6 protein-coding genes and 1 pseudogene are annotated in these 10971 nt (G+C 72.4%); 1 reads left to right on the top strand and 6 read right to left on the bottom strand.

Annotated features, from left to right (window positions below):
* Positions 1–51 precede the first annotated feature (51 nt).
* Positions 52–1257 (bottom strand): acyltransferase, encoded by a 1206-nt coding sequence (locus VET29_RS35920; RefSeq protein ID WP_324929243.1) that lies wholly within the window; start codon positions 1255–1257, stop codon positions 52–54.
* 245 nt (positions 1258–1502) lie between these two features.
* On the opposite strand from VET29_RS35920, the gene VET29_RS35925 reads away from it, so the two are divergent.
* Positions 1503–2879: a cytochrome P450 gene (locus VET29_RS35925; protein WP_324929245.1), complete on the top strand. Its 1377-nt coding sequence runs from the start codon at positions 1503–1505 to the stop codon at positions 2877–2879.
* 164 nt (positions 2880–3043) lie between these two features.
* On the opposite strand, the gene VET29_RS35930 is transcribed toward VET29_RS35925, so the two are convergent.
* The 5 genes and pseudogenes from VET29_RS35930 to VET29_RS35950 all read right to left on the bottom strand — a co-directional run.
* Positions 3044–3553: a pyridoxamine 5'-phosphate oxidase family protein gene (locus VET29_RS35930; protein ID WP_324929247.1), complete on the bottom strand. Its 510-nt coding sequence runs from the start codon at positions 3551–3553 to the stop codon at positions 3044–3046.
* A 98-nt stretch (positions 3554–3651) separates the two neighbouring features.
* Complete coding sequence (locus VET29_RS35935) at positions 3652–4014, bottom strand: nuclear transport factor 2 family protein (RefSeq protein WP_324929249.1); 363 nt, start codon at positions 4012–4014, stop codon at positions 3652–3654.
* 35 nt (positions 4015–4049) lie between these two features.
* The gene (locus tag VET29_RS35940; protein ID WP_324929251.1) at positions 4050–5264 is read right to left on the bottom strand and encodes a cytochrome P450; all 1215 of its coding nucleotides are present in this window, start codon (positions 5262–5264) and stop codon (positions 4050–4052) included.
* Positions 5261–9529, bottom strand: a pseudogene (locus tag VET29_RS35945) (type I polyketide synthase); the annotation flags it as partial. The gene VET29_RS35940 and the pseudogene VET29_RS35945, both read right to left, overlap by 4 nt.
* A 13-nt stretch (positions 9530–9542) precedes the next feature.
* Positions 9543–10971 (bottom strand): type I polyketide synthase (locus tag VET29_RS35950; protein WP_324929255.1); only part of this gene is annotated, 1429 nt, incomplete at its 5' end.

Consider the following 10971-nt stretch of genomic DNA (forward strand, 5'->3'; position numbering starts at 1 on the left):
GAAATGCCGCGTATCGCGTCGATCGTCTGTTTTGGACCATTACCTGAAAGGTCACTCACAGTTCTTGTGCGACCAGTTCGCCTCCGATTCCAGGTGCGGCGCGGCGCGCTTGGAACGGCCGAACGCCCGGACGAAGGGCCGCTCCACCGCGGCGTGCAGCGCCCACGACAGCACGATGGAGACGGCCAGCCCCGCCGCGATCAGGCCGAGCGCGCCGGGCACGCCCCACGGTCCCGGGCCGACCCACCGGTGTCCGAAGGAGAGCACGAGCCAGTGCACCATGTAGAACGCGAACGAGATCTGCCCGAGCCAGACCGGCACCCGGGCACGCAGGCCCCAGGTGGACGCGCCCGTGATGTCCGCGTGCGCGGCGGCGCCGATCAGCAACGCGGTCGGCAGGACCGTGACGGCGCCGAAGGTGTAGCTGAACGGCAGCATCGTGATGAGCGCGTAGCCGACGGCCGCGAGCACGACGGCGGGCGCGAACCCGAAGCGGATCCACTTGCCGGACATGATGATCCGCGCGACCAGGATGCCGGTGACGAACTCGAACAGGTGCGAGGGCGGGAACCACTTGAGGAACCAGGTCTGTTCGAGCGACACCCCGTAGCCGGGCAGCCGCGGCTCCGTCGGCACGAGGATCTCGCTGAGCAGCGGGGTGACCGCCACGACCGCCATCGACGCGAGGGCGGCCAACCACAGCAGGCTCGGCCGGATGCGCCGGGCCGCGAACAGCAGCACGGGGAACAGCAGGTAGAAGAACGCCTCACAGGACAACGACCAGGACGGCGTGTTCAGGCTGACCATGATGTCGACCCGGGGCACCCAGCCGTGCAGCAGCAACAGGTTCGTGGCGACGACCGTCGGGTCGAGCGCGGCCTTGGCCACGGTGACCAGCAGCACCGCCGCGACGAGCGCGGTGACCAGGTGCACCGGATAGATCTTCGCCGCGCGGGCCCGCCAGAACCGGCGCGCCGTCTGGCCGGGACGGGCCGTCCAGGTCAGCACGAAACCGCTCAGCACGAAGAAGAACGAGACGCCGTACCGGCCGCCGGGGCCGAAGAACTCGTTGACCGCGGTGCCGACGCCCTGGTCGGAGAACAGGGACTCCAGGCCGGCGTGGGTGCCGAAGACGAGGAACGCCGCGAGGAAGCGGAGGCTCGTCAGCGAGCGCAGGTGCCCTCCCGGGTTGGTACCACCGGTGGCAGCGGCCGCGGGGGTGTTGACGGGTTTGGTGTCGGGTTTGGTGTCGGTCATCGGCGTTCCTCCGAGATTTGCGTGAAAAACGTCGAGGCCCGACGATAATGTGCGCAAACACGGCGGACCGCCCCTAAGAATCCCCTGCACGGAACGCCGTCGCCGATACTCCACCCCTAAGTTCCCGGTATTTCCTTTTCCGGCGGCTGCTGGTGTCATGACAGCAACCCGCATCGGCGGACATCGTGCGAGCTGACGGCGACCGGCCCCTGGTCCCCCTTCGAACAGAGGAGACGACGAGCGACATGACGACGACCGCCGCGGACAGCACCTGGCGACTTGCAGTGGCACCCGGTGCCGTCCCGTTGCTGGGTCACTCCCGCCAGCTGCGGAGCGACCCGCTCGGCTTCCTCGGTTCCCTGAGCGACCACGGAGACATCGTCGTGGTGAAGTTCGGACCGTCACCGGTCCACATGCTCACCCGGCACGACTACGCGCATCATCTCCTCGTGGAACGCGCGAAGGAGTTCCGCAGGGGCGGTCCGTTCTTCGAGCGGTCCCGCACGATCATGGGCAACGGCCTCGCCACGGCCCGTGGGGCAGAGCACCGGCGCCAGCGCAGGTTGACCCAACCCGCCTTCCACAACAACCACATCCACACCTACGGCGCGGCGATGCAGGCGGAGGTGGACGCCCTCGTCGGCGGTTGGCAGCCGGGGCAACGGATCGACATCCTCCAGGCCGTGCACGACCTGACCACCCGGGTCACGTTGCGCTGCTTCTTCTCCGCGGACACCGAGGACACCGAGTCCCTCGAGATCGTGTCCGAGGCCGCGGCGGCGCTCGACGGGCTGATCGGCGGCATGTACCGGCAGATGACCGCGCCGATCGCCGCGATGGCGAAGCTCCCCACGAAGGCCAACCGCCGGTACCGCGAGTACGTGGAACGTTTCCACCGCGCCGTCGACAAGATCATCGCCGCCCAGCGCGGGAACGAGGAGCGCTCCGACGTGCTGGGGCTGCTCATGTCGGCGAAGGACCCGGAGACCGGGACCAGCTTCACCGACGAGGAGCTGCACGACCAGGTGATCACGTTCCTGGCGGCGGGGATCGACACCACCGCCAACACCATCGCCTGGGCACTCGGCCTGCTCGCCGCGCACCCGGAGGTCCGTGAGAAATTCCACGCGGAGATCGACTCCGTGGTCGGTGACCGGCCCGCCTGCGAGGTCGACGTGCGGGAGCTGACCTACACCCGGTCGGTGCTGGACGAGACGCTGCGCCTCTATCCTCCACTGTGGACGATGACCCGGGAGGCCATCGAGCAGGTGCGCATCGGCGGTCACGATTTCCCGGCCGGCACGCAGTTCGGGGTGAGCCCGTACGCGCTGCAGCGGGACAGCCGCGTGTTCGACGAGCCGGCGCGGTTCGACCCGGACCGCCGGACGAGGCAGCCGAACATCCCGCGCACCGCGGTCATCCCCTTCGGCGCCGGCGTCCACAAGTGCATCGGTGACGGGTTCGCGATCATGGAGGCGTGCATCGCGCTCGGCACGATCGCCCAGCGGTGGGAGTTGGCGCTCACCGAGGAGAGCACGCCGTTGCGGCCACTGACCCTGATGACCCTGGGACCCGCCTCGGTCACCGTGGTCGCCGCACCCCGAACGCGTGTGACGAGCTGATCCCCTCTCGTCCACGTCAGGTCCTCGCCGGGCCCTCCCCCACCCGGCGAGGACCTTCCTTTTGTGGGGACCCTTGTACGTGGCGGCAAGCAGGGCGCCGTCACACGAAAGAACCGCTGGCGCGGCGGTGAACCTGCCGCGCCAGCGGTTCTTCCAGGCCGGGTTCAGGAGGAGAAGACCCACCGGGTGGCGGTGTTGAACTGCGGTGCGACCCAGCCGAGGACCCGTTCCGGCTGGAGCCGGAACCCCGGTCCGCCGTAACCCTCCGGGGTGAAGACCCCTTCGTCGGTCGCGTTCGTCTGGTGGCCGTACTTCTCCGCGTACCCGTCGGAGATGACCTGCAGGTTCTCCTTGCCGAACAGCTGCTCGACACGCCCTTCGATGATGACGGTCTCGTCCGCGCTCTCGGTGTGCACCACGAGCCGGCCGTCGTTCTTGAGATGGTCGACCATCCGGTTCACCGTGGAGAACCAGAGCCCGTTCTCCCGCCAGAAGCCCCACATCGGCCGGCAGTGCGGCATGCCGCCGGCCCCGGGGGTCGCCAGCCAGAAGTTGCGGGCCGCGGTCAGCCGCTCGTTCGCCCACGCCCAGTCCAGAAGCGGCCCTGGCGCGGTGAAGCCGAAGATGAACGCGGGCTCGACGGTCGGCGTCTGCACCGCCTCAGAAGTCGTCATGAATTCGCTTTCCCTTGCTGTGTCGGCAATTTCTGCGCTTGCCCTCACCGAGGACGCTATCGGCTGCCCGGTGTGCGGCAACCCCTAAGAAACTCCGGTCACGCCTTGCGGAAGACGTCCTTGCAGGTGATCTTGCCGTCCCGCAAGGTGAAGAGGTCGATGCCGCGGTCGATGACGGTGCCGTCGTCCTTGCGCAGCGACCACTCCACCACGGCCTGGGTGTCGTTCACGAGGAACACGGGCTCCTCGAACCTGCCGTCCATGCCCTGGGCACGCACCTCCTTGCCGAGGTCGTTCATCTTGACCAACAGGTCGCGGATCTCCGGCTTGGTGTAGGTCGTACCGGGGCCGGTGCCCTCCGCCGCGATCCAGACGCCGTCGTCGGCGAAGCAGTCCCACGCCCCGTCGATGTCCTCCTTGGCGCCCAGCTCGAAGAAGTCGTGCACCACGCTCTTGCCCATCTACTGTCTCCATTCCTCCGGTATTCGGACAAACTTCAGGTGAACCGCACCGGCAGGCGCTCCAGTGACCGGAACTGCAGGCTGTTCCGCCACCGCAGGTCCGATTTGGACACCGCCAGCTCCCAGTGCGCGAACCGTTCGAGCAGGCCCCGCAACGCGATCTCGCCTTCCAACCGCGCGAGCGGCGCGCCGACGCAGTGGTGGATGCCATGCCCGAACGAGAGGTGCGAGTTCTCGGCGCGCCCGACGTCGAGCCGGTCCGGTTCGGCGAACCGGCCGCCGTCCCGGTTGGCCGCGGCGAGGGAGACGAACACGATCTCGCCGGCCGGGATCACCACGTCGCCGACCGGCACCGGTTCGAGCGTGTACCGCACCGTCGCGAGGTTGAGCGGGCTCTCGTGCCGCAGGAACTCCTCGACGGCACGCGGGAGCCGCTCCGGCGCCGCGCGGAGCTCGTGGCGCAGCCCGGGGTCGTCGACCAGCGCGTGGATGGCGTTGCCGATCATGCTGGCCGTCGTCTCGTACCCGGCGTTCATGACCAGGAAGATCGTGGACAGCAGCTCGGTGTCGTCGAGCGCGGGCTCGTCACCGGACGGGTGGGCGAGCGCGCTCACCATGTCGTCGGCCGGCTCGGCGCGCTTGTGCTCGATGAGACCCTTCAGGTAGGCGGTGGCCGCGACGTGCGCGCGCTGCTTGTCGGCCATCGTGGCGTCGACGCTGGTGAAGGTCGCGTTCCAGCCGCGGAAGTCGTCGTGCCGTTCGGGTGGGACACCGAGCAGCGCGCCGATCACGGAGATCGGCAGCGGCAGGGCGACGGCGTCGACCGCGTCGGTCACCGCGCCGGTCTCGATCCGGTCGAGCAGGCGTGCGGTCGCCTGCTCGATCCACGGCCGCAGCTGCTGGACCCGGCGCATGGTGAACGCCCGGCCGATGATCCGGCGCAGCCGCGTGTGGTCGGGCGGGTCGCTGAACAGCATGCTCGCGAAGTTCGCCAGCGCCACCGGTTCCTGCCGGACCTTGTGCCGCTCTACGATCCCGGGCAGTCCGCTCGCGTCCTTGGACAGGCGCTGGTCGGCCAGCAGCGCGCGGGCCTGGTCATAGCCGGTGATCACCCACGCGTGCAGCTCGACGGTCAGCGTCTTGACGATCGTCCGGTGTGCCGGGCCGCTTTCGCGCAGGTCCCGGTACACCGGATAGGGGTCCTGTGTGAACTCCGGGCTCAGCAGGTCCGGTGTGGTCGTTCCGGTCACGGCATCTCCTCACGCAGCCAGTTCCGGACCAGCTCGGCCGCCGGTCTGGCCATGTCCTCGATCAGGGAAAGGTGGTCGGCGTCAAGCACGCCGGTGGTGTGGTCGTGCGGCCAGTCGACAGCCGGCGCGGCGCCGTCACCGGTGACCGACCGCGTCGCGGCGACCAGCAGCGTCGGCACGCCGACCGGCGCCGGCCGCCAGTCCTCGAACAGCTCCAGGTAGCGGGCCATCGCGGTCAGCTCGGCGTCGGTCACCTCGGCGACCAGCTCGTGGGCGCCGTAGATCCGGCCGAGCAGCGTCGACTGGATGCCGGCGAGCCCCGGGCTGTCGGGCAGGTGCGAGTCGAGCAGGACGACACCGGCGGCGGGCGTGCCGTCGGTGTCGAGCGCCGCGGCTACCGCGTTCGCGATCCAGCCACCGGAGGAGTAGCCGGCAAGGACGAACGGCGCACCCGCCGCGGCCCGCCGCACGGCGGCCACCCGCTCGGCGACGATCTCGTCTCTCGTGGCCGGCAACCGCTCATCCGCGGCGAAGCCCGGGTACGGGAGTACCGACAGCGACCGCTCGTCCCGGAAGGCGGCGGCGAAGCGGGCGAACTGGAAGGCGTTCGACGGCGCCACCACCGACGGAAGGCAGAGCAGCGCCGGTTGCCGGGGGCCACGGGCGAACACCATCTTGTTTGTCGGGGCGGGTTCGGCGCCGCTGCGTAGCCGCGCTGCCGCGGCCAGCACGGCGAAGCCCTCACGCACCTGACCGCTCGCACAGGCTTCGCGGAAGACGGGGAGCAGGTGGGTGGTTCGTCCAGGGACGGGTGATATTGGCCTGGCATCCGGCGTGGGCCTGCTGTCCGGCGCGGGACTGGGATCCGATGCGGACGTGGTGGAGGCCGCGGGGCCGGCGGCAGATCCGTTCGCCACGCCGGCACGGCCGGCGGCCACGCCGGCACGGCCGCCGGATCTGACCGTTCCGGTGGCAGGTGCGGCGGATGTGGCGGCAGGGCCGGCGGATCCAACAGATCTGGCGGCAGGCGCACCCGATACGGCGGTAGGCGCAGCGGACGCGCCGCCCGGGTCGGTGGAAGCAGCGGCAGGGCCGGCGGGTCCGGCGAGAACGCCGGTGAGGCTGGCGGATGCGGCTGCGGTTTCCGTGTCGGGTAGTTCCGTCAGGAGGAACTTGGCCAGGACGCGCGGGGTCGGATGGTCGAGCACCAGCGTGGCGGGCAGCGCCAGACCGGTGGCCGCGGCGAGGCGGTCGGCCAGTTCCACCAGGGTCAGCGAGTCGAAACCCAGCTCGGTGAAGGCGTGGTCCGGCTCGATGTCCTCGTATCCAAGGACAGCGGCGACCTCGCCGCGCACGCCGTCGAGGAGGATCGTCTCGCGATCCTCGGGCGGGCGGCCTGCCAGCGCCCTGCGCAGTGCGGGCACGGACGCCTCGCCGAGCCCGTCCAACACCCCCTCGCCGAGGCCTGCGAACTCCTCCCCGCCACGGCCGGCCAACACCTCCTCGCCGGGGCTGGGCCGGGAGTCGGTGCGGGCGCGTGTGGTGCTCACGGGTGGCGCCGGGACGTCCAGCCAGTACCGGCGGCGCTGGAAGGGGTAGGTCGGCAGGTCGACACGGTGTGCGCCGGCGAACGCCGGGCGCCAGTCCACCGTGGCGCCTCGGGTGTTCAGCCGGGCGAGGCCGGCCAGGAATGCCGTGTGCTCCGGCCGGTCGCGGCGCAGCACGGAGAAGACCGCGGTGTCGCCGGCGACGCAGTCCCGCACCAGCGGCGTGAGCACGCCGTCCGGGCCCAGTTCGACGAACGTCGTCACGCCCAGTTCCGCCAGGGTGCGGATCCCGTCGTGGAAGCGGACCGGCCGGCGGGCGTGGCGGACCCAGTAGTCCGGGTCCGCCATCTCCCGCGCGGTCACCAGCCGGCCGGTCACGTTGGACACCAACGGGATCGACGGCTCGGCCGCGGCAACGTCCGCGAGCACAGCGCGGAAGCCGGCGAGGGCCGGGGCCACCAGCGGGGAGTGGAAGGCGTGGCTCACGGCGAGCCGCCTGACCCTGCGGCCCCGGTCCCGGAAGTGCTCGGCGATCGCCAGCACGTCGCCGGTCTCGCCGGAGACCACGACGGACTCGGGTCCGTTGATCGCGGCCAGGGCCGCCCCGTCCGCCACCGCCAGCAGCTCGTCCACTTCGGACTCCGTCGCGCGGATCGCCACCATCGCGCCGCCCGCGGGGAGGTCCTGCATCAGCAGTGCCCTGGCGGCCACCACGCGCGCCGCGTCCGGCAGCGACCACACGCCCGCGACATGCGCCGCGGTCAGCTCGCCCAGTGAGTGTCCCGCGACGAAGTCCGGTGCCACGCCCCAGTGCGCCAGCAGCCGGTACAGCGCCACCTCCACGGCGAACAGCGCCGGCTGCGCCCAGCCGGTGCGGTCCAGCCGCTCGGCGGACCCGCCGAACACCACCTCGCGCAGCGGTGCCGGCAGCAGCGGGTCGAACGCGGCACAGACCTCGTCGAACGCCTCGGCGAACACGGGATGGGCACCGTGCAGCTCCCGGCCCATCCCGGGTCGCTGCGCGCCCTGACCGCTGAACAGGGCGCCGAGCGCGCCGGGTGCGACCACGCCGGTGACGACGTGCGGGGTCGGTCGCTCCTCGGCCACGGCATCGAGCGCGGCCAACAGCTCGTCGCGGTCGGCGCCGAGGACCACCGCGCGGTGGGGCAGGGCCGACCTGGTCCTGGCGAGCGACCAGCCGACGTCGCCCGCCCGCAGCGTGGGGTCCGCCCGGACCCGTTCGCCGAGCCGGACGGCCTGCGCGCGCAGTGCGGCGGACGACCTGGCCGACAGCACCCAGGCCTGGGCGGTGGGTGGCACGCCGTTCGCGGCGGGCTCCGCTGGGGCGGCGGGGGCCTCCTCCAGGATCACGTGTGCGTTCGTCCCGCTGGCGCCGAACGACGAGACGCCCGCCCGCCGCGGCACGTCCCCGGGCGGCCAGGGCCGCTCGTTCGACAGCAGCCGCACGTCGCCTGCCGACCAGTCGACCTGCGGGGTGGGCTCGTCCGCGTGGAGCGTCCTCGGGAGCAGCCTGTGCCGCAGCGCCTGCACCACCTTGATCACTCCGGCGACGCCCGCGGCGGCCTGGGTGTGCCCGATGTTCGACTTCACCGAACCGAGCCACAGCGGTTCGGCACGGTCCTGGCCGTAGGTCGCGAGCAGTGCCTGCGCCTCGATCGGGTCGCCGAGCCGGGTGCCGGTGCCATGTGCCTCGACGGCGTCGACGTCGCTCGCGGCCAGTCCAGCGGCGGCCAGGGCGTCGCGGATGACCCGGCGCTGGGCGGGGCCGCTGGGTGCGGTCAACCCGTTGGAGGCGCCGTCGGAGCCGACGGCGGAGCCACGCACGACCGCCAGCACCGGATGTCCCTGTCGCCGCGCGTCGGCGAGGCGCTCCAGCACCAGGACGCCGACCCCGTCGGCGAAGCCGGTGCCGTCGGCGTCGGCCGAGAACGACCGGCAGCGCCCGTCCGGCGACAGCCCGCGCTGGCGGCTGAACACCTGCAGCATCCCCGGTGTGGCCATCACGGTGGCGCCCCCGGCCAGCGCCAGCGTGCACTCGCCCGCCCGCAGCGCCGCCGCGGCGAGATGCAGTGCCACCAGCGACGAGGAGCACGCCGTGTCGACGGTGAGCGTGGGCCCGGCGAACCCGAAGGTGTAGGAGAGCCGGCCGGACACGACGCTGCCGACGTTCGCGGTGAGCAGGTAGCCCTCCAGGCCGACCGGTCCCGCGGTCAGCAGGGTGCCGTAGTCCTGCATGCTCGACCCGACGTACACGCCGGTTCGGCTGCCACGCAACGACTCCGGATCGATGCCGGCCCGCTCGAACGCCTCCCACGACGTCTCCAGCAGCAGCCGCTGCTGCGGGTCGAGGGCCAGCGCCTCGCGTGGCGAGATGCCGAAGAAGGCCGCGTCGAACTCGGCGACGCCGTCGACGAAGCCGCCCTGCCGCGTGGAGACCGTGCCCCACCGGTCGGGGTCGCCCCGCAGGGCCGCGAGGTTCCAGCCGCGGTCGGTGGGGAACTCGCCGATCACGTCCCGGCCAGCCGCGACGAGGTCCCACAGCCGCTCCGGGGTGTCGGCGCCACCCGGGTAGCGGCAGGCCATGCCGACGATCGCGATCGGCTCCGCCTGCCGGGACTCCAGCTCGCGCACCTGTCTGCGGGCCGCGACCAGGTCGGTGGTGACCCACTTGAGGTAGTCGCGCAGCCTGGCGGCCTCGGCGCCGGTCTCGTCAGTGGCCACCAGGCATCCCTTCGCTCGACCTGCCGAGTTCGGTGTTGATGAAGGCGAACAGCTCGTCGTCGGACGCGTGGTCCAGCTCCGCCGCGTCGTCGGTGTCGTCGGTGTCGTCGGTGTCCTCGGTGTCCGGCGACAGCCTGGCCAGCAGTGACCGCATCCGGGTCACGAGCCGCTCCCGGTCCGGGGCGCCGCCGCCCGCGGACAGCAGGACGGGCTCCAGCCGGTCCAGTTCGGACAGTGCGGCCTCGACCGGCGCCGCGCCGTCGCCGTCCAGCGCGGCGAGCAGGTACGCGGCCAGCGCGCGAGGCGTCGGCTCGTCGAACACGATCGTCGCCGGCAGCGGCAGCCCGGTGGCCCGGCGAAGGCGGTTGCGCAGCTCGACCGCGGTGAGCGAGTCGAAGCCGGTCTCGCGGAACGCGCGGTCGGGTGCCACGGCGTCGGCGGACGCGTGGCCGAGCACCACGGCCACCTCGGTCCGCACCCGCCGCAGGACCTCGGCCGCCCGGGCCGGGCCCGGCAGCGCGGCCAGCTCGCGCGACCAGCCGGCGGCGTCGTCCGCATCCCGCTCCGTGGTGTCCTCCCCGTTCTCGCCCAGTGCCCGCACGGCGGGGAGGTCGCGCAGCAGCGGGCTCGGCCGGCGCAGGGTGAACGCCGGGAAGAACCGCGCCCAGTCGACGTCGGCCACCACCAGCGTCGGGTCCGCGCCGCCGAGTGCCCGTTCCAGTGCGGCGACGGCGACATCGGGCGCCATGGCGGGCAACCCGGTCCTGGCCAGCACGCGGCCTCGTTCCTCGTCGACCATGCCGCCGCCGTCCCAGGAGCCCCACGCGACCGACAGGGCGGCCATGCCCGTGCCGCGGCGGTGCTCGGCGAGCGCGTCGAGGTAGGCGTTGGCCGCGGAGTACGCGGCCTGGCCGCCACTCCCCCACGTGCCGGCGACCGACGAGAACAGCACGAAGGCGTCCACGGTGTCGCCGAGCAGCTCGTGCAGGTTCCGGGCGCCGGTGACCTTCGCGGCGGCGGTGGCGGCGAGGGATGCGTCGGTGAGCTCGGCCAGCGCGGCGAAGTCGACCACCCCGGCGGTGTGCACGACCGCGCGCACGGGGTCCCCGGCGCCGGCCAGCTCGGCGAGGAGCGCGGCGAGCGCCTCGCGGTCGGCGATGTCGCACGCCGCCACCGTGACCCGCGCTCCCGCGCCGGTGAGCTCCGCGACCAGCGCGGCGGCTCCCGGTGCGGCGGCGCCGGTCCGGCTCGCCAGCACCACGTGCCCGGCGCCGCGGCCGACCACCCAGCGCGCCATCCGCGTGCCGAGCGCGCCCGACCCACCCGTGATCAGCACGGTGCCGGCCGGCGTCCAGTCGCCGGCCGCCGCCTCGACGGGCGCGGGACGCAGGCGCCGGGCGAACACCTGGCCCTCGCGG

The organism is Actinophytocola sp. (assembly GCF_035634895.1).
Classification (GTDB): Bacteria; Actinomycetota; Actinomycetes; order Mycobacteriales; family Pseudonocardiaceae; genus Actinophytocola.

Bases quoted from the DNA above. Each gene is read 5' to 3' on its own strand.
- VET29_RS35920 (WP_324929243.1), bottom strand. From the start codon at position 1,257: ATGACCGACACCAAACCCGACACCAAACCCGTCAACACCCCCGCGGCC.
- VET29_RS35925 (WP_324929245.1), top strand. From the start codon at position 1,503: ATGACGACGACCGCCGCGGACAGCACCTGGCGACTTGCAGTGGCACCC.
- VET29_RS35930 (WP_324929247.1), bottom strand. From the start codon at position 3,553: ATGACGACTTCTGAGGCGGTGCAGACGCCGACCGTCGAGCCCGCGTTC.
- VET29_RS35935 (WP_324929249.1), bottom strand. From the start codon at position 4,014: ATGGGCAAGAGCGTGGTGCACGACTTCTTCGAGCTGGGCGCCAAGGAG.